Origin of the sequence: Micromonospora sp. WMMA1923, assembly GCF_049179195.1 — a bacterium.
GTDB lineage: Bacteria > Actinomycetota > Actinomycetes > Mycobacteriales > Micromonosporaceae > Micromonospora > Micromonospora yangpuensis.
On the sequence record NZ_JBMHLZ010000001.1, the window covers coordinates 4,685,422 to 4,703,617 of the forward strand.

At 68.9% G+C, this 18,196-nt stretch carries 19 protein-coding genes; 10 read left to right on the forward strand and 9 right to left on the reverse strand.

Annotated elements, in window-relative coordinates; translation table 11 throughout:
* The first annotated feature begins 64 nt into the window (after nt 1-64).
* From ACN28G_RS21165 to ACN28G_RS21190, 6 genes are all read left to right on the forward strand, one after another.
* Nucleotides 65-1,033: a helix-turn-helix domain-containing protein gene (locus ACN28G_RS21165; protein WP_091443371.1), complete on the forward strand. Its 969-nt coding sequence runs from the start codon at nt 65-67 to the stop codon at nt 1,031-1,033.
* A gap of 78 nt (nt 1,034-1,111) precedes the next feature.
* The gene (locus ACN28G_RS21170; RefSeq protein ID WP_091443374.1) at nt 1,112-1,336 is read left to right on the forward strand and encodes a DUF397 domain-containing protein; all 225 of its coding nucleotides are present in this window, start codon (nt 1,112-1,114) and stop codon (nt 1,334-1,336) included.
* Between the two features lie 508 nt (nt 1,337-1,844).
* Nucleotides 1,845-2,102, forward strand: coding sequence for a hypothetical protein (locus ACN28G_RS21175; protein ID WP_421480183.1), 258 nt, complete (start codon nt 1,845-1,847; stop codon nt 2,100-2,102).
* Between the two features lie 43 nt (nt 2,103-2,145).
* Nucleotides 2,146-2,748: a hypothetical protein gene (locus tag ACN28G_RS21180; protein ID WP_421480184.1), complete on the forward strand. Its 603-nt coding sequence runs from the start codon at nt 2,146-2,148 to the stop codon at nt 2,746-2,748.
* A gap of 29 nt (nt 2,749-2,777) precedes the next feature.
* Nucleotides 2,778-3,362, forward strand: coding sequence for a hypothetical protein (locus ACN28G_RS21185; RefSeq protein WP_421480185.1), 585 nt, complete (start codon nt 2,778-2,780; stop codon nt 3,360-3,362).
* A gap of 338 nt (nt 3,363-3,700) precedes the next feature.
* Nucleotides 3,701-4,000, forward strand: a complete 300-nt coding sequence (locus tag ACN28G_RS21190) for a hypothetical protein (RefSeq protein WP_229688688.1) — start codon at nt 3,701-3,703, stop codon at nt 3,998-4,000.
* A 178-nt stretch (nt 4,001-4,178) separates the two neighbouring features.
* Here ACN28G_RS21190 and ACN28G_RS21195 read toward each other — a convergent pair whose 3' ends face one another.
* The 9 genes from ACN28G_RS21195 to ACN28G_RS21235 form a co-directional block, all read right to left on the reverse strand.
* Nucleotides 4,179-5,468, reverse strand: a complete 1,290-nt coding sequence (locus ACN28G_RS21195; protein ID WP_421480186.1) for a hypothetical protein — start codon at nt 5,466-5,468, stop codon at nt 4,179-4,181.
* Nucleotides 5,469-5,601: 133 nt separating this feature from the next.
* Complete coding sequence (locus ACN28G_RS21200) at nt 5,602-5,757, reverse strand: hypothetical protein (protein ID WP_175440649.1); 156 nt, start codon at nt 5,755-5,757, stop codon at nt 5,602-5,604.
* A 19-nt stretch (nt 5,758-5,776) separates the two neighbouring features.
* Nucleotides 5,777-7,351 (reverse strand): hypothetical protein, encoded by a 1,575-nt coding sequence (locus tag ACN28G_RS21205; RefSeq protein ID WP_421480187.1) that lies wholly within the window; start codon nt 7,349-7,351, stop codon nt 5,777-5,779.
* 291 nt (nt 7,352-7,642) lie between these two features.
* Complete coding sequence (locus ACN28G_RS21210; protein WP_421480188.1) at nt 7,643-9,226, reverse strand: hypothetical protein; 1,584 nt, start codon at nt 9,224-9,226, stop codon at nt 7,643-7,645.
* A 132-nt stretch (nt 9,227-9,358) separates the two neighbouring features.
* Nucleotides 9,359-9,514, reverse strand: a complete 156-nt coding sequence (locus tag ACN28G_RS21215; protein WP_175440650.1) for a hypothetical protein — start codon at nt 9,512-9,514, stop codon at nt 9,359-9,361.
* A gap of 19 nt (nt 9,515-9,533) precedes the next feature.
* Nucleotides 9,534-10,817 (reverse strand): hypothetical protein, encoded by a 1,284-nt coding sequence (locus ACN28G_RS21220; RefSeq protein WP_421480189.1) that lies wholly within the window; start codon nt 10,815-10,817, stop codon nt 9,534-9,536.
* A 132-nt stretch (nt 10,818-10,949) separates the two neighbouring features.
* Nucleotides 10,950-11,963 (reverse strand): NAD(+) diphosphatase, encoded by a 1,014-nt coding sequence (nudC, locus tag ACN28G_RS21225; protein WP_421480190.1) that lies wholly within the window; start codon nt 11,961-11,963, stop codon nt 10,950-10,952.
* Nucleotides 11,960-13,294: a M16 family metallopeptidase gene (locus tag ACN28G_RS21230; protein ID WP_421480191.1), complete on the reverse strand. Its 1,335-nt coding sequence runs from the start codon at nt 13,292-13,294 to the stop codon at nt 11,960-11,962. The genes nudC and ACN28G_RS21230 overlap by 4 nt, the downstream gene beginning before the upstream one ends.
* Nucleotides 13,291-14,583, reverse strand: a complete 1,293-nt coding sequence (locus ACN28G_RS21235) for a M16 family metallopeptidase (RefSeq protein ID WP_091443383.1) — start codon at nt 14,581-14,583, stop codon at nt 13,291-13,293. Before ACN28G_RS21235 ends, ACN28G_RS21230 begins: the two co-directional genes overlap by 4 nt.
* 274 nt (nt 14,584-14,857) lie before the next feature.
* Between ACN28G_RS21235 and ACN28G_RS21240 the strand changes: the two genes are divergently transcribed.
* The 4 genes from ACN28G_RS21240 to ACN28G_RS21255 are packed head-to-tail and all read left to right on the forward strand — an operon-like array spanning nt 14,858 to nt 18,164.
* A complete protein-coding gene (locus tag ACN28G_RS21240; protein WP_091443387.1) occupies nt 14,858-15,310 on the forward strand; it encodes an RrF2 family transcriptional regulator in 453 nt (150 codons plus the stop codon).
* 52 nt (nt 15,311-15,362) lie between these two features.
* Nucleotides 15,363-16,457 carry an ABC transporter substrate-binding protein gene (locus ACN28G_RS21245; RefSeq protein ID WP_091443390.1) on the forward strand — a complete coding sequence of 365 codons (1,095 nt, stop codon included), beginning with the start codon at nt 15,363-15,365 and terminating at the stop codon, nt 16,455-16,457.
* A complete protein-coding gene (locus tag ACN28G_RS21250; RefSeq protein ID WP_373868447.1) occupies nt 16,454-17,248 on the forward strand; it encodes an ABC transporter ATP-binding protein in 795 nt (264 codons plus the stop codon). The genes ACN28G_RS21245 and ACN28G_RS21250 overlap by 4 nt, the downstream gene beginning before the upstream one ends.
* Nucleotides 17,238-18,164, forward strand: a complete 927-nt coding sequence (locus ACN28G_RS21255) for an ABC transporter permease (RefSeq protein ID WP_091443393.1) — start codon at nt 17,238-17,240, stop codon at nt 18,162-18,164. Before ACN28G_RS21250 ends, ACN28G_RS21255 begins: the two co-directional genes overlap by 11 nt.
* Nucleotides 18,165-18,196: the final 32 nt, after the last annotated feature.

The following is an 18,196-nucleotide window of genomic DNA, read 5'->3' on the forward strand; positions in this document are numbered from 1 at the left end:
CGTGGGGGGCGAATTTCATACGGTTACCGTCGTGTCTGCGACGGTCCACGGAGAAGAGGGCGATGTGCCTCCTGCCTCAGTCAGCCCGATCATGCGTCGCCGCAGGTTGGGTCAGCAGTTGCGCCGCCTACGCGAGCTTGCCGGGTTGACCGGCGAGCAGGTCGTCGAGCGGGTCAAGTGGGCTTCGGCCTCGAAGTTGTCCCGGTTGGAGAACGGCCGCAGCCGCCCCGACCCCGACGACGTCGAGGCGCTGCTGGCCCTCTACCAGGCCCCGGAGGAGATCCGCCGGGATCTTTCCACCATCGCCCGCGCCGCCGGTGACATGCGCGAGTGGCTGCGCCGGACGTACCCGGTGATGACCGAGCAGCAGCGCGGGTGGGCGCAGCTGGAGGCGGGGTGTGTGGAGATCTGCGAGTACAACCCGGTCCTGGTGCCCGGGTTGCTCCAGACGCCCGGGTACGCCCGGCTCCGCATCACCTCGGCCCGGTCGGTCGGTGAGGGGCGGGCCGACCACCTGGAGCTGGAGGTCCAGGCCCGGCAGGCGCGGCAGGCGTTGCTGGAGCGGTCGTTGGACGCGCCCCGCTACACCGCCGTGTTGGAGGAGGCGGCGCTCGGCCACCGGGCCGGGCCGCCCGAGGTGCTCCGGGAGCAGCTCGACAAGCTCCGCGAGCTGGCCACCCTGCCGAACGTGACGCTGCGCCTGCTGCTCCGGGACACCCGGATCGACAACTGGTACGTCCCGCCGACGGCGTTCTCGCTCTACCGTTTCGCCGATGAGCTCGACCCGGAGACCCTCGCCATCGAGGGGGGATACACCGACGTCGTGTCGACCGATACAAACATCATAAAGCCCTATAAAGTTGCTTTTGAGTGGCTTTGCTCAGCGGCGCTCTCGGTCTCGGAGACCCGGAGCTGGCTCGCCGAGGCCCACCAGCGGCTGGCCGGGACGGCGATCCGGCCCACGGTGGTCCCCGGGCCGACACCGGCACCGGTCCAGCGTCGCGGGGAGCACGGACGCCTGACCGACCGGTGATCCATCGGGCACCGCTGCGGGCAGCGTCCACCGGGCCGCACCCGTCCCATCGGAGCAGAACAGACCAGGAGCAGAAGCATGAACGACATCCGTACCAGTGCCGTGTTGGCAAGCGCGCCGTGGCGCACCAGCTCCCGTAGTCAGACCTCCAACTGCGTCGAGGTCGCCGCGCTGGACCACGGTCCGGCCGCGGTCGCCCTGCGGGACAGCAAGGACCGGGGTGGCCCGGTGCTGCTCTTCGACCGCACCGGCTGGCAGGGCTTCCTCACCGGCACCAAGGGTGGTCAGTTCGATCTGGGCTGACGCTCCCCGACCACGCGAGGCCGTCGGCAGTCGCCGGCGGCCTCGCCGTACGGCACGACCGTCACGGCTGCGGCAGATCCCGTCGCGATGACCGGTCGAGCGGTACCCGGTCGGGTTCCGGGGGTTGCGCCGCGCGCGCCCACGCCAGGAAGCGGCGGTCGCCGCCCCATCCATGAAACCGCATCGCGTACCCCTTTCACGTGTTCGGCCGTTGGGTAGAGAGCCGGCAGCTCCGCGACCACCCGGAACCCAGATTGCCAAGAGTTGCCGGACAAGTGCACTGCGTTACGTGATGCGCTTCGGACATTCGACTGGTGCCGGGAAGGACCGAGATGAACCGGGCTGTGAAGGTGGCGATGGCCGAGGCCGGCGAGACCGCCGAGAGCCTCGCCGGGCAGGTAGGGGGTGTTAGTGGGCGGCGTCGACCGGCATCGCGTACATCACCGCTCGGCGGCAGTACGCCGCCGGGACGCTGCCTGTTCCCACCTACCGGATCGGCCGGCTGATCATGGTCGGTGAGCCGGTCACCGGCACGTCGGCCGATTTCGTGACCTACGCGGCCTGGATGCGTGAAGTGCCCAAGGCGCAGTGGCGTCGTATGGTCGAGGACGCGATGGAGATGGTCGACCTGGCTGATCAACGTCGAATGCGGATCCGCCAGAGGCTGCAGTTCCGAAAAATCATCTCGGGGCTCGGAGAGACAGTGGTGGTCCTCAGCACACATCTCAGCAACAACTGTGAGCGGGCTCTGGCTACACGTTCGTAACTCCCCGATCCGTTGGGCCCTTCCCCTGCTTGTCGTACTCGACGTGGCCGTGGTGTTTCTCCGGAACCGGCACTGGATCGGCGTCTGGCCGGAGACCGGTGCCGCAGCACAGGTGCCCGCGTACCTCCTGGGAGTGGTCGGTGCTGGTGCTGCCGCCTGGGCGGCGAGCGCCCCGGGACGGCACGGGGTCGAGGAACAACTCGGTGCGGCGAAGGTTCAGCCCTCGCAGGTCGAGGCCCATCGACTCACCGCCACTCTCCTCGTTCTGCTGATTCCGTACCTGGTAGGCCAGGCCATCGCTTTCGCCGTGACCGCCCGCACGTTTCCGCCGGGTGTACATCTCTGGTTGGGCTACGTCGTTGTCGGCCTGTTCGTGATCCTGTTGTCGGTCGCAATAGGCTGGACCTGCGGACGGCTCCTAGGGCCAGTCTTCTCCGCGCTCACCGCCGCACTGGGATTCCTGTTCTTGACTGTGTTACTGGACCGCGTCGGATTCGTTGTGGTCTCCGGACGGCCGGATGTGGCGGTCGATCCCGTGCCGGTCGCCCTGCGGCTGGCTGTGGTCATCGTCTTGCTACTGGCCCTTGTGTGGGCCGCGGGCACCGGTGCGGATCGGTCCGCAAAAAACGAAGAGCTGCCGCACTGATCCCCGCTGCGCTACTGCTTCTTCTCGTCATGGCAACGACCAATGTGATCACCGACCGCAGGCCTCCGGGCAACAGAGTTGCCTGCCTCGACGGTTCGACAAGACTGCGCGCCTGGCCCGAACACGAAAAGTACCTGCCGCAGCTGCGGGAGGTCAGTGCTCGGGTGGACGCCCTACCCGAGGTCTTCACTCGTCCGCCGCTCTTCAACGAGGTCGGCTTCACCAAAGAATTCGGCCCGGACGGCGTCCAATACCTCGGCGACTCGGGTCCACCCTCCTTCAACATCCTGGAAGGAAGCCCCTGGTCGTACGCGGCCGACATCGGCAAGGCGATCACCAGCAGCACCTTCGGCTTCATGGACCTGCAGAACTGCGACTGGATGTCGATCACCCAAACTGATCAGGAACGACTCGCGGCTGTCGACAAATGGCTGGAATCCTACCTCGTCGGCGGAGGTACCCCGGATTACCTCACCAACGCTCCGGAAGAGTTGCAACGGGCGTGGGCCAAGGGGCGCGCCGTCGCGGCGGACAACACCCGCAACGAACAGTTCCGCTGGGTCGAAGGCGAGGTGACCGAGCTCAGTGGACGTTACTGCCAGCCAGGAGACTGAGCGACACCCCGCGAGCGGCGACCCGCTGCGGCTGTATCTCGCCGCCAGACCGACCGGAGCCGTCCTGGCCGGTACGGTGCTACTCGGCGCGCTCACCGCCTGGTTCGGTCTGGTCAACACACCGATTCCCATGGCCGCTGGTTCGGACGGCACCACGATTCCCCTGTGGCGGATGATCGTCCTGGGTGCCGCCGTCCTGCCGATCCTCGCGCTGCACAGCTCGCTGGCCGATCTGGAACAGGTAGCGACGCGGCGACTGCGGTCCATGCAGCGCCGCTATCTTACCGGGCTGGTCATCGATATTCCTGGCGATCTGCGCGACTGTGTTGCGCCCCGCCGTGCTCGCCGTCATTGCCCGGTCCTGGCTGGCCTGGCTCGGGCTTGCGCTGCTCGCGGGGGCGATCCTGGGCTGGCGACTGGCCTGGACACTTCCGGCCGCGACCGCCGTCGTGCTCTGGTACTGGGGATACAGCGGCAACCAGGAGTACCGGTGGTGGGAGTTCAGCGCCCGACCGCACGACGACCTACCCAGCTTCCTGCTGAGCGTGGCACTCCTTGCCGTCGGCCTCACCGCCTATGCGGCGACCCCTTGGCGTCTTCGACGTTGGAAGTCGATGGCCGCCACCGGCCGCCGGTAGGCGTTCACGTGGCCGGTTGGACCAACCAGCCTCGGATCAGGAAGTGGGCGATGGAGCTGGCCATCGGCAGGGTCACCCCTCTCGGGTGAAACCGGCCAGGCAGGAGAAGCGCAACCGGCAGACCTGCCGGGGCCAGGCGGCGTCATTCCGTGCCGTCACGGCGAAGGGTTCGTCGCCGTCATCGGGGCGGTGAGAACGCCCTGGACGGCGTCGTCGGGAACGCGATGGAAGGAGACTGCGCCGAGCGCCCCCACAACTGTGGTGAGGTTCCCGGTGAGGTCAGGGCCGCGAGAAGGGAGACCTCCCGTGGATCGCCGTAGGCGCTACTGGACTCCGCTCCGACACCCGCCGTGAAGCCACCCGACGGCGCCTCCGACAGCATCGCCAAATAGTGGGGGCGACCTTTCACACCTTCCGGAAAGACGACCGAAGCCCAGCCGCCCGACAACGCCGAGAGAGCTCCGGCCTCCTCCGGCGAAATCTTGCAAACACCGTTCCGGAGATGTGCCAGGCGGGCATAGGTGGCTTCGTGTCCGACCGCCAGGGCCGCTCTCTGGCTGTTGGGTGGCGCGCCGCTGACGCGGGTGTGGTAATCGACGATACGATCCGCCCACTCCCGGGCACCACGGTGATGATGACTCTGCCGGGGCCGAGGCACCTCTGGTAAGCCTTCCAACGCCCGCAGATACTGAGGGCGACCTTTCGCATCTTCCGGAAAGACGACCGAAACCCAGCCGCCCGACAACGCCGACAGGACTCCGGCCTCCTCCGGCGAAATCTTGGTGCGACCGTTCCGGAGATGTACCAGGCGGTCATAGGTGGCTTCGTGTCCGACCGCCCGGGCCGCTTTCCGACTGTCGGGTAGCGCCCCGCTGACGCGGGTGTGGTAATCGACGATACGATCCGCCCACTCCCGGGCACCACGGTGATGATGACTCTGCCGGGGCCGAGGCACCTCTGGTAAGCCTGCCAACGCCCGCAGATACTGAGGGCGACCTTCTGCACCTTCCGGAAAGACGTCGGAAGCCCAGTCGCCCGACAACGCCGACAGGACTCCGGCCTCCTCCGGCGAAATCTTGCCATTACCGTTCCGGAGATTTACCAGGTGGTTATAGGTGGCTTCGTGTCCGACTGCCAGGGCCGCTTTCCGACTGTTGGGTAGCGCCCCACCGACGAGGGTGTGGTATTCGACGATACTTTCCGCCCACTCCTGGGCGCCACGGTAGTGACGACCTTCGTGCTGCCGGGGCCGGGGCACCTGCGACGGACCCGACAGTGCCACCTCGTTGTGGCCGTGACCCGCCGAGCCTTCGGACACGGCCGCTTCCTGCGGGCCGAATATTCCTTCGAGCCACTCCTCATCGAACGCGGCGTCTCCCAACCCTACAGCTGGGAAATCCTGGTCGCTGAACTGCCAGAAGGGGCCATCTGGCCCCGGCATATCCGCCGGACCCCACTCATCAGTCATGCTGCTGCTCCATCCCGGACGACTCAGCCTCACTACGTACGTCAACCGGACCGGGTTCAACCGAGCAGCGCATCGACTATGGCCCCGAACACACTCATGCCGCGTTCACCGACGGGGTGAAGCCGGTCGAGGGCTACGCCAACCAGTGCTCGATCAGGAAGTGAGCGATGGAGCTGGCCATCGGCAGAGTCACCCGGCGGCCGTCGCCCGCGTCGACCAGCCGGTCGACCAGCACGGCGGCAATCTCTGCACGGGTGAACCAGCGCGCGGTGGCGATCCCGGCCGTCACGGCGAAGGGTTCGTCGCCGTCATCGGGGCGGTGAGAACGCCCTGGACGGCGTCGTCGGGAACGCCGTGGAAGGAGACTGCGCCGAGCGCCCCCACAACTGTGGTGAGGTTCCCGGTGAGGTCAGGGCCGCGAGAAGGGAGACCTCCCGTGGATCGCCGTAGGCGCTACTGGACTCCGCTCCGACACCCGCCGTGAAGCCACCCGACGGTGCCTCCGACAGCATCGCCAAATAGTGGGGGCGACCTTTCGCACCTTCCGGAAAGACGACCGAAGCCCAGCCGCCCGACAACGCCGACAGGACTCCGGCCTCCTCCGGCGAAATCTTGCTTGTACCGTGCCGGAGCTTTCTCAGGCGATCATAGGTGGCTTCGTGTCCGACCGCCAGGGCCGCTTTCCGACTGTCGGGTAGCGCGCCGCCGACGAGGGTGTGGTATTCGACGATACGATCCGCCCACTCCCGGGCACCACGGAGATGCCTCTGCTGGGGCCGAGGCACCTCTGGTAAGCCTGCCAACGCCCGCAGATACTGAGGGCGACCTTTCGCACCTTCCGGAAAGACGACCGAAGCCCAGCCGCCCGACAACGCCGACAGGACTCCGGCCTCCTCCGGCGAAATCTTGCTAACACCGTTCCGGAAATGTGCCAGGCGGGCATAGGTGGCTTCGTGTCCGACCGCCAGGGCCGCTCTCTGGCTGTTGGGTAGCGCGCCGCCGACGAGGGTGTGGTATTCGACGATACGATCCGCCCACTCCCGGGCACCACGGAGATGCTGGCTCTGCCGGGGCCGAGGCACCTCTGGTAAGCCTGCCAACGCCCGCAGATACTGAGGGCGACCTTTCGCACCTTCCGGAAAGACGACCGAAGCCCAGCCGCCCGACAACGCCGACAGGACTCCGGCCTCCTCCGGCGAAATCTTGCTAACACCGTTCCGGAAATGTGCCAGGCGGGCATAGGTGGCTTCGTGTCCGACCGCCAGGGCCGCTCTCTGGCTGTTGGGTAGCGCGCCGCCGACGAGGGTGTGGTATTCGACGATACGATCCGCCCACTCCCGGGCACCACGGAGATGCTGGCTCTGCCGGGGCCGAGGCACCTCTGGTAAGCCTGCCAACGCCCGCAGATACTGAGGGCGACCTTCTGCACCTTCCGGAAAGACATCGGAAGCCCAGTCGCCCGACAACGCCGACAGGACTCCGGCCTCCTCCGGCGAAATCTTGGTGTGACCGTTCCGGAGACTTACCAGGTGCTTATAGGTGGCTTCGTGTCCGACCGCCCGGGCCGCTTTCCGACTGTCAGGTAGCGCCCCACCGACGAGGGTGTGGTATTCGACGATACGATCCGCCCACTCCCGGGCACCACGGTAGTGGCGACTCTGCCGGGGCCGGGGCACCTGCGACGGACCCGACAGTGCCACCTCGTCGTGGCGGCCCGCCGAGCCTTCGGACACGGCCGCTTCCTGCGGGCCAAATATTCCTTCGAGCCACTCCTCATCGAACGCGGCGTCTCCCAACCCTACAGCTGGGAAATCCTGGTCGCTGAACTGCCAGAAAGGATCATCTGGCCCCGGCAAATCCGCCAGACCCCACTCATCAGTCATGCTGCTCCATCCCAGACGACTCAGCCTCACTACGTACGTCAACCGGACCGGGTTCAACCGAGCAGCGCATCGACTACGGCCCCGAACACACTCATGCCGCGTTCACCGACAGAGCGGTGCCGGCCGAGGACTACGCCAACCAGTGCTCGATCAGGAAGCGGGCGATGGAGCTGGCCATCGGCAGGGCCACCCGCCTCGACGAAACCGGCCAGGCAGGAGAAGCGCAACCGGCAGACCTGCCGGGGCCAGACGGCTTCACCCCGTGCCGCCACGGCGAAGGGTTCGTGGCCGTCATCGGGGCGGTGAGAACGCCCTGGACGGCGTCGTCGGGAACGCGATGGAAGGAGACTGCGCCGAGCGCCCCCACAACTGTGGTGAGGTTCCCGGTGAGGTCAGGGCCGCGAGAAGGGAGACCTCCCGTGGATCGCCGTAGGCGCTACTGGACTCCGCTCCGACACCCGCCGTGAAGCCACCCGACGGTGCCTCCGACAGCATCGCCAAATAGTGGGGGCGACCTTTCGCACCTTCCGGAAAGACGACCGAAGCCCAGCCGCCCGACAACGCCGACAGGACTCCGGCCTCCTCCGGCGAAATCTTGCCATTACCGTTCCGGAGACTTACCAGGTGGTTATAGGTGGCTTCGTGTCCGACCGCCAGGGCCGCTTTCCGACTGTCGGGTAGCGCCCCACCGACGAGGGTGTGGTAATCGACGATACGATCCGCCCACTCCCGGGCACCACGGAGATGCTGGCTCTGCCGGGGCCGAGGCACCTCTGGTAAGCCTGCCAACGCCCGCAGATACTGAGGGCGACCTTTCGCACCTTCCGGAAAGACGACCGAAGCCCAGCCGCCCGACAACGCCGACAGGACTCCGGCCTCCTCCGGCGAAATCTTGCCATAACCGCTCCGGAAATGTGCCAGGCGGGCATAGGTGGCTTCGTGTCCGACCGCCAGGGCCGCTCTCGGACTGTCGGGTGGCGCCCCGCTGACGAGGGTGTGGTATTCGACGATACGATCCGCCCACTCCCGGGCACCACGGAGATGCTGGCTCTGCCGGGGCCGAGGCACCTCTGGTAAGCCTGCCAACGCCCGCAGATACTGAGGGCGACCTTCTGCACCTTCCGGAAAGACGACCGAAGCCCAGCCGCCCGACAACGCCGACAGGACTCCGGCCTCCTCCGGCGAAATCTTGCCATTACCGTTCCGGAGATTTACCAGGTGGTTATAGGTGGCTTCGTGTCCGACTGCCAGGGCCGCTTTCCGACTGTCGGGTAGCGCCCCACCGACGAGGGTGTGGTATTCGACGATACGATCCGCCCACTCCCGGGCACCACGGAGATGCTGGCTCTGCCGGAGCCGAGGCACCTCTGGTAAGCCTGCCAACGCCCGCAGATACTGAGGGCGACCTTCTGCACCTTCCGGAAAGACGACCGAAGCCCAGCCGCCCGACAACGCCGACAGGACTCCGGCCTCCTCCGGCGAAATCTTGCCATTACCGTTCCGGAGACTTACCAGGCGGGCATAGGTGGCTTCGTGTCCGACCGCCCGGGCCGCTTTCCGACTGTCAGGTAGCGCCCCACCGACGAGGGTGTGGTATTCGACGATACGATCCGCCCACTCCTGGGCGGCAGGGTAGCGACGACCTTCGTACTGCCGGGGCCGGGGCACCTGCGACGGACCCGACAGTGCCACCTCGTCGTGGCGGCCCGCCGAGCCTTCGGACACGGCCGCTTCCTGCGGGCCAAATATTCCTTCGAGCCACTCCTCATCGAACGCGGCGTCTCCCAACCCTACAGCTGGGAAATCCTGGTCGCTGAACTGCCAGAAAGGATCATCTGGCCCCGGCAAATCCGCCAGACCCCACTCATCAGTCATGCTGCTCCATCCCAGACGACTCAGCCTCACTACGTACCTCAGCCGGACCCGGTTCAAGCCAAGCAGAGCCTCGACTATGGTCCCCGAACACACCCGTGCCACCTCCACCGACAGAGCGGTGCCGGCCGAGGACTACGCCAACCAGCCCCGGATCAGGAAGTGAGCGATGGAGCTGGCCATCGGCAGAGTCACCCGGCGGCCGTCGCCCGCGTCGACCAGCCGGTCGACCAGCACGGCGGCAATCTCTGCACGGGTGAACCAGCGCGCGGTGGCGATCCCGGCCGTCACGGCGAAGGGTTCGTCGCCGTCATCGGGGCGGTGAGAACGCCCTGGACGGCGTCGTCGGGAACGCCGTGGAAGGAGACTGCGCCGAGCGCCCCCACAACTGTGGTGAGGTTCCCGGTGAGGTCAGGGCCGCGAGAAGGGAGACCTCCCGTGGATCGCCGTAGGCGCTACTGGACTCCGCTCCGACACCCGCCGTGAAGCCACCCGACGGTGCCTCCGACAGCATCGCCAAATAGTGGGGGCGACCTTTCGCACCTTCCGGAAAGACGACCGAAGCCCAGCCGCCCGACAACGCCGACAGGACTCCGGCCTCCTCCGGCGAAATCTTGCCATTACCGTTCCGGAGATTTACCAGGTGGTTATAGGTGGCTTCGTGTCCGACCGCCAGGGCCGCTTTCCGACTATTGGGTAGCGCGCCGCCGACGAGGGTGTGGTATTCGACGATACGATCCGCCCACTCCCGGGCACCACGGTGATGATGGCTCTGCTGGGGCCGAGGCACCTCTGGTAAGCCTGCCAACGCCCGCAGATACTGAGGGCGACCTTCTGCACCTTCCGGAAAGACGTCGGAAGCCCAGTCGCCGGACAACGTCGAGAGGACTCCGGCCTCCTCGGGCGAAATCTTGGTGTGACCGTTCCGGAGATTTGCCAGGCGATTATAGGTGGCTTCGTGTCCGACCGTCTGGGCCGCTCTCTGGCTGTTGGGTAGCGCGCCGCCAACGAGGGTGTGGTAATCGACGATACGATCCGCCCACTCCCGGGCACCACGGTGATGCCTCTGCCGGGGCCGAGGCACCTCTGGTCGGCCTTTCAGCGCCTGCAGGTAGTGAGGGCGACCTTTTGCGCCTTCCGGAAAGACGACGGAAACCCAGTCGCCGGACAACGTCGAGAGGACTCGGGCCTCCTCCGGCGAGATCTTGGTGTGACCGTTCCGGAGATGTGCCAGGCGGTCATAGGTGGCTTCGTGTCCGACCGCCCGGGCCGCTCCTTTACTGGAGGGCGGCGCACCATTGACGAGGGTGTGGTATGCGACGATACGGTCCGCCCACTCCTGGGCGGCAGGGTAGCGACGACCTTCGTACTGCCGGGGCCGGGGCACCTGCGACGGACCCGACAGTGCCACCTCGTCGTGGCGGCCCGCCGAGCCTTCGGACACGGCCGCTTCCTGCGGGCCAAATATTCCTTCGAGCCACTCCTCATCGAACGCGGCGTCTCCCAACCCTACAGCTGGGAAATCCTGGTCGCTGAACTGCCAGAAAGGATCATCTGGCCCCGGCAAATCCGCCAGACCCCACTCATCAGTCATGCTGCTCCATCCCAGACGACTCAGCCTCACTACGTACGTCAACCGGACCCGGTTCAAGCCAAGCAGAGCCTCGACTATGGTCCCCGAACACACCCGTGCCACCTTCACCGACAGAGCGGTGCCGGCCGAGGACTACGCCAACCAGCCCCGGATCAGGAAGTGAGCGATGGAGCTGGCCATCGGCAGAGTCACCCGGCGGCCGTCGCCCGCGTCGACCAGCCGGTCGACCAGCACGGCGGCAATCTCTGCACGGGTGAACCAGCGCGCGGTGGTGATCTCGGTGGGGTCGACGCGTACCGGCTGGGTGGCGTCGGCGCGGGCCAGGAAGCCGAGCATCAGCGAGCCGGGGAACGGCCAGGACTGGCTGCCGGCGTACCTGATGTCGTCGACGGTGACGCCGACCTCCTCGCGGACCTCGCGGAGCACGGCCGCCTCGGCCGACTCGCCCGCCTCGACGAAGCCGGCCAGGCAGGAGAAGCGCAACCGGCCGTCCTGCCGGGGCCAGGCGGCGTTGTTGCCGAGCAGGCAGCGTCCCGCCGGGCCGGGCACCCCGTCGTGGACCAGCACGATCATCGCCGGATCGGTGCGGGGCCAGGCCCGGCGGCCGGTCGGGTCGACCCGGGACCAGCCGGCCTCGTCCGGCTCGGTGGGCCGACCGGTGGTCGAGGAGTACCCGTGTCGCAGGTGCCAGTTGGTGAGCGCGACGGCGGTGGTGAGGATCCCCGCGTCCCGGTCGGCGAGCAGGTGACCCACGTCGCGCAGGTTGACCGGGCGGGTGCCGGCCAGGTCCGGCAGCGGCGCGTCCACCGCGAATACCGCCACCCCGTCCGGCTCGACCCCCAGGAAGAGCGGACTGACCTGCCCGTTCGCTGTGGGAGGCAGGTCGTCGGGGGTGAGCAGCACCAACTGCGGCGGGTCGCCGCTGACCAGGGCCCGACCGTCGGCGGCGGAGTCGAGCACCAGCACCCGCGAGCGCGGCCAGGCCTCGGCGAGCCACTGCTTGTCGGTACGCCGGTGCGCGGCCCGGTCCAGCGTGGTCCGGGCCAACGGCGGCGGCTCCCACGACAACGCACCCGCGCAGGCCGGGCCGGCGGCGTCGCCGGCCGCGCCGACCGGACCGGAGTCACCCGCGCCGGGGGTGGTCATGGTGTGGCGGTCTGGACCGGGGTGAGCACGTCGAGTTGGCTGCGGATCCGGGCGGCGTCGCCGAGCACCACCACCACGCCCCGGGCGGGGGCCAGGTAGCGGGCGCCGGCCTCGGCCACGTCGTCCACGGTGGCCTTGGCGAGTCGGGCCGCGTGCTCGGCCAGGAAGTCCAACCGCAGCCCGTTGCCGGCGTACGCGCTGGTCAGCGAGGCCAGCCCGGCCTGGGTGGACATGCCGAGCTGGAGGGTGCCCAGGGCGTACTGGCGGGCCTGCTCCAGCTCGTCGGGCTTCGGCGGCACCGAGGCCAACCGACCCAGCTCGTAGGTGGTCTCCAGCAGCGCCGGGCCGGTCACCTCGGTGGCCACGTCGGCGGCGGCGACCAGCACCGAACCGGCCACCGAGTGCTCCACCATCGAGTACGGACCGTACGTGTAGCCCTTGTCCTCCCGGATGTTCTCCGTCCAGCGGGAGGAGAAGTAGCCGCCGAAGATCAGGTTGGCGAGCTGCAACGCGGCGTGGTCCGGGTGGGTGCGCCCCACCGCCGGCAGCGCGATCCGCAGCGAGGACTGCACCGCGTCGGGACGGTCCACCAGCAGCAGCGGCCCCGGTTCCAGGGGCGGCGCGGGCGGCAGTTCGGCCCGGTGGCCCGCGCCCTGCCAGTCGCCCAGCGCCCGCTCGGCGGAGTCGAGCACCCGCTCCGGCTGGACGTCGCCGACAAGCACCAGGACCGCCTCGGCCGGATGCACCCGCTCGGCGTGCAGCCGGCGCAGCGCCGCGGGGCGTACCGCCCGGATCTGCTCCGGCTCGGGGGTCTGCACCGCGTACGGGTGCCGGCCGTAGATCCGCTTGAGCAACGCGGTCCGGGCCAGGTGGGCGGGTTGGCTCTGGGCCACCTGCACCCGGTCGATCAGCCGGTCCCGTTCGGTGGCCACCTCGGCGCTCGGATAGCTCGCCGAGGTGAGCACCGCGGCGAGGATCTCCAGCATCCGGTCCAGCCCGGTGACCAGGCCGGCACCGGAGACCATCAGCCGGTCCGGGTCGTGCCCGGCGGAGAACCCACCGCCGACCTTCTGCAGCTCGGCGGCGATCTGCACGCTGGACATGGTGTCGGTGCCGGAGAGCATGGTCTGCGACAGCAGCGCCGCCCGGGCCAGGTGGGGCCGCCCGAACGGCATCCAGAGCCGTACCTCGACCAGCGGGACGGCCGGCCGGCGGACCGCGATCACGGTCAGCCCGTTCGGCAACGTCCGTTCGGCCTGGCTGGGCAGCTTGAGCCGACGGTTCGGCCGCAGCGGCGGCAGCGTACGGTCGGCGGTCGCGACGGCGGTCACCTGGCACCTCCCGGAACGATCTCGATCGACGCCCGGCGGTGTGGCCGGAGCGTCGCGGCGGCGGCCCGGACCTGCTCCTCGGTGACCTCGCCGACCAGCCGGGGCAGCTCGTTGAGCAGGCCCGGCTCGCCGCGCTGCTGCTCCAGCACGGCCATCCGCAGCGCCCGGCCGAGCACCGCGTCGACGTCGCGCAGCAGGTGGGTCGCCATCCGGGCCTGGGTACGGGCCAGCTCCGAGTCGGTGAGCCCGTCGGTGGCCAGCCGGTCCAGCTCCTCGTCGACGGTGCGCAGCACCTTGTCCACGTCCCCGCCCGGCGGCAGGTGGGCGTCGAGCAGCAGCGCGGTGGGGTCCCGGACGTCGAAGGGGTCGCCCATGAAGCCGAGGTACCCGCCCAGGCCGGTGACCGTCCGGTCCCGCTGGATGAGCCGCTCGACCAGCCGGGACGCCTCCCCGTCGGTGAGCACCTCGGCCAGCACCACGTACGGCAGGTAGCCGGCGAAGTCGCCGATCGGGTCCGGTACCCGCCAGGCCGCGGAGACCGCCGGCAGCGGTGCCAACTTGTCGACGTACGACTGTCGTCGTTCGGCGGTCAGGTCCGGCTCGCCGAAGTCGGGCCGGACCGGGGCGGGTCGGGCCGGCACGTCGCCGAAGTGCCGTTCGATCAGGCCGGTGGCCTCGGCCACGTCGAGGTCCCCGCTGACCGCGAGGACGGCGTTGCCGCTTGCGTAGTAGCGCTGGAAGAAGTCGGTGGCCTCGGCGACGGTGGCCGACTCCAGGTCGGTGAAGGAGCCGTACCCGTCGTGGGCGTTGGGGAAGGTGTCGAACATGACCGGCGGCAGGGTGAGCCAGGGGAACCCGCCGTAGGGCCGGTTCAGCACGTTTACCCGGATCTCCTCCTTGACCACGTCGACCTGGTTGCGGAGGTTCTCCTCGGTCAGCCGGGGGCCGCGCATCCGGTCGGCCTCCAGGAACAGCGCCCGTTCCAGGGCGTTGCTCGGCAGGGTCATGTAGTAGTCGGTGTAGTCCAGGTGGGTGGTGCCGTTGAAGGTGCCACCGGCGCCCTGCACGTGCCGGAAGTGGGCCAGCTTCTCCAGGTTCTCCGAGCCCTGGAACATCAGGTGCTCGAAGAGGTGGGCGAAGCCGCTGCGCCCCTCGGGCTCGGAGCGGATGCCGACGTCGTAGACCACCGCGACCCCGATCACCGGGGCACTGCGGTCCGGGGCCAACACCACCCGCAGGCCGTTGTCGAGGGTGAACCGCTCGACCGGGTACCGGGTCGCCGGAATCACGGGCCGCCCCCCGGTGCCGTTGGCTGCCGACCTGGTTCCGGATCTCTGCGCCGCCACGGTGACGACCCTAGCGCGTCGGGATCCCGACTGTGCCGTCTCCCCTCGCGGTGTTCGTACTGGTCGGCACGTTCTGGTCGGGGCGCTTCCGCCCACCATCCGAACGGATGGTTGACCGCCAGCCGCCCATGCTCCACTATTCCCATCATTCAGGTAGGAGAACTCCGGTTTTCCTGCCGGTGGACCCGCGTCCGCCGGCACCCAGAGAGGACGGGACATGTACATCCTGGCTCGCGGCGACTACGCGCTCCGGGCCATGCTGGCCATCACCGCGGCCCGGGGCGAGTTGGTCAAGGCGGCCACCCTCGCCGCCGACCAGCACATCCCGCCCAGCTTCCTGCAGGACATCCTGCTGGAACTGCGCCGGGCCGACCTGCTCCTGAGCCACCGGGGCGTCGAGGGCGGCTACGCCCTCGCCCGACCCGCCACCGAGATCTCCGTCGGGGACGTCCTGCGCGCGGTCAGCGGCGTCCTCACCGTGGTCCGCGGCCTGCCCGCCGACACCACCCGATACCAGGGCCCCGCCGCCCGGCTGCGGGACGTCTGGCTGGCCGTGCAGCACGCGATCGGCGACATCGTCGACCGCACCAGCCTCGCCGACCTGCTCAACGACGACATCGGCACCTCGACCGGTTCCCCGGAGGCCGTCCGCAGCACGCCGGCCTCCTGACCCCTTTCCCCACACGATCACGGGTCCTCCCCTCACCCTTGGAGAAGACAGCATGAACTCGCGAACTCTGCGCGTACTGCGGGAACGCGGTGCCCGTACCCTCGCCGCGACCGTGGCCGCGCTGCTGGCGGTCACCGTCCTGGCCGCCTGCGGCGAGGACGAGGCGGCCGGCGGCGGCGCCGGCGGCGAGGCCACCGAACTGCGTCTCGGCCTCTTCCCGAACATCACCCACGCGCCGGCCCTGGTCGGGGTGCAGAACGGCATCTTCGCCGAGAAGCTGGGCGGCGACGTCAAGCTCAGCACCACCCCGTTCAACGCCGGACCGTCGGCCATCGAGGCGCTGTTCAACGGGGCCATCGACGCCACCTACATCGGCCCGAACCCGGCGATCAACGGCTGGGCGCAGTCCAAGGGCACCGCGCTGCACATCATCGCCGGCAGCACCTCGGGCGGGGCCGCGCTGGTCGTCAAGCCCGGCATCAACGGCGTACCGGACCTGCGCGGCAAGAAGATCGCCACCCCGCAGCTCGGCAACACCCAGGACGTGGCGCTGCGGTACTGGCTCAAGCAGCAGGGCCTGAAGACCGACACCAACGGCGGCGGCGACGTCTCGGTCCTGCCCACCCCCAACTCGGAGATCATCACCGCCTTCGGCAGCGGCGCGCTGGACGGCGCCTGGGTGCCCGAGCCGCACCTGAGCCGGCTGATCATCGAGCACGGGGCCAAGGTGCTCAAGGACGAGAAGGACGAGTGGCCCGGCGGACAGTTCGTCACCACCCACCTGATCGTGCGCAAGGAGTTCCTCGACAAGAACCCCGGGCTGGTCAAGAAGCTGCTGGAGGGGCACGTCGCCGCCGTCGACTTCGTCAACGGCAACCGGGAGGCCGCCGCGAAGGCCGCCAACGAGCAGCTCAAGGCGCTCAGCGGCAACACGTTGAAGGACGAGATCCTGACCGCCTCGTTCGCCAACCTGACCTTCACCGTCGACCCGATCGCGCCCTCGCTCTACGGCAGCGCCAAGCACGCCGAGGAGGTCGACCTGCTCGACCCGGTCGACCTGAACGGCATCTACCAGCTCGGCCCGCTCAACGAGATCCTCAAGGCCGCCGGCAAGCCCGAGGTCAGCGCCGAGGGTGGTAGCTCGTGAGTCTGCTCGACGCAGACGTCGCCGGGGCGGCCGGGTCCGGGAAGCGTCCCGGTCCGGTCCGCCTCGACGGCGTCTCCAAGGCCTACGGGCGGGGTCGGACCGCCCTGCTCGCCCTAGACCGGGTCTCGCTCGACGTACGACCTGGCGAGTTCGTCTGTCTGCTCGGCGCCTCCGGCTGCGGCAAGAGCACCCTGCTCTCGCTGGTCGCCGGGCTCGACCCGGTCACCGGGGGCAGCATCGACACCGGGGGCCACCGGGTGTCGATGATGTTCCAGGAGCCGGCCCTGTTCCCCTGGCTGACCGTGGCCCGCAACGTGGAGATCGCGATGCGGTTGCGGGGCGTGGGGCGCGAGGAACGCCGGGCCTCCGCCGCCGCGCTGCTGGAGACCGTCCGGTTGACCGGCTTCGGCCACAAGCGACCGCACGAACTTTCCGGCGGGATGCGGCAACGGGTGGCGCTGGCCCGCGCCCTGGCCCAGGACGCCGACCTGCTGCTGATGGACGAGCCGTTCGGCGCGCTGGACGCGATGACCCGCGACATCCTGCACGACGAGTTGGAACGCATCTGGCGGGAACGGTCGCTGACCGTGCTCTTCGTCACCCACAACGTGCGGGAGGCCGTCCGGCTGGGCGACCGGGTGATCCTGCTCAGCAGCCGGCCCGGCCGGATCATCGAGGAGTTCGGCGTCGACCAGCCCCGGCCGCGTCGGATCGACTCCACCGAGGTCGCCGGACTCGCCGCCACCATCACCGACCGGCTCCGTACGGAGGTGTCCCGCCATGCCCAGTGAGTCGAAGACCAGCCGCCCGGTGCTGACCGCGCCGGACGGCGGTGCCGAACGGCCGGACCGTACCGCCGCCGACGAGGTCACCGGCCTGGACGCCCTGGAACTCGGGCCGGCCCGCCAGGACGGCCGGGCCGGTGACCTCGGCCGGGCGGCGTGGCGCAACACCTGGCCGAAGCTGCTGGCCATCGCCCTGGTGATCGCCGGCTGGCAGCTGCTGTACCTGAGCGAGTGGAAACCGCCGTTCGCCCTGCCCTCCCCCGCGACCGTCCTCACCGACCTGCGGGAGCTGGTGGTCAGCCCGGACTTCCCCACCGCGCTGGCGATCACCGCCCAGCGGGCGCTCACCGGCTTCCTGCTGGCGGTGGTCATCGGTACGGTGATCGGCGCGGCGGTGGCCCGGTTCCGGCCGCTGCGCGCCGCGATCGGCTCGCTGATCACCGGCCTGCAGACCATGCCGTCGATCATCTGGTTCCCGTTCGCGATCCTGCTGTTCCAGATCAGCGAGACCGCGATCCTCTTCGTGGTGGTGATCGGCGCGGCACCGTCGATCGCCAACGGGCTGATCGGCGGGATCGACTACGTGCCGCCCACCTGGTTGCGGGTCGGCAAGGTGCTCGGCATGCGCGGCCTGTCGCTCTACCGGTTCCTGATCCTGCCCGCCTCGCTGCCGTCGTTCATCTCCGGACTCAAGCAGGGCTGGGCGTTCGCCTGGCGCAGCCTGATGGCCGGCGAACTGCTGGTGATCGTGGCCGGGCAGGGTTCCATCGGCTCGCTGATGCAGGGCGCGCGGGAGTTCAACAACGCGCCCCGGCTGCTCTCCTGGATCATCATCGTGCTGGTGCTCGGCATCCTGGTGGACATCCTGTTCAACGCCGCCGACAACGCGCTACGCCGCCGGTGGGGGCTCCAGCAGTCCTGACCCAGCAGCGGAAACGACGCCCGCCACCGCCG

Coding starts and splice junctions, on each gene's coding strand:
- ACN28G_RS21185 (WP_421480185.1), top strand. CDS start 2,778: ATGGCAACGACCAATGTGATCACCGACCGCAGGCCTCCGGGCAACAGA.
- ACN28G_RS21220 (WP_421480189.1), bottom strand. CDS start 10,817: ATGACTGATGAGTGGGGTCTGGCGGATTTGCCGGGGCCAGATGATCCT.
- ACN28G_RS21210 (WP_421480188.1), bottom strand. CDS start 9,226: ATGACTGATGAGTGGGGTCTGGCGGATTTGCCGGGGCCAGATGATCCT.
- nudC (WP_421480190.1), bottom strand. CDS start 11,963: ATGACCACCCCCGGCGCGGGTGACTCCGGTCCGGTCGGCGCGGCCGGC.
- ACN28G_RS21255 (WP_091443393.1), top strand. CDS start 17,238: ATGCCCAGTGAGTCGAAGACCAGCCGCCCGGTGCTGACCGCGCCGGAC.
- ACN28G_RS21170 (WP_091443374.1), top strand. CDS start 1,112: ATGAACGACATCCGTACCAGTGCCGTGTTGGCAAGCGCGCCGTGGCGC.
- ACN28G_RS21195 (WP_421480186.1), bottom strand. CDS start 5,468: ATGACTGATGAGTGGGGTCCGGCGGATATGCCGGGGCCAGATGGCCCC.
- ACN28G_RS21245 (WP_091443390.1), top strand. CDS start 15,363: ATGAACTCGCGAACTCTGCGCGTACTGCGGGAACGCGGTGCCCGTACC.
- ACN28G_RS21240 (WP_091443387.1), top strand. CDS start 14,858: ATGTACATCCTGGCTCGCGGCGACTACGCGCTCCGGGCCATGCTGGCC.
- ACN28G_RS21175 (WP_421480183.1), top strand. CDS start 1,845: ATGGTCGGTGAGCCGGTCACCGGCACGTCGGCCGATTTCGTGACCTAC.
- ACN28G_RS21205 (WP_421480187.1), bottom strand. CDS start 7,351: ATGACTGATGAGTGGGGTCTGGCGGATTTGCCGGGGCCAGATGATCCT.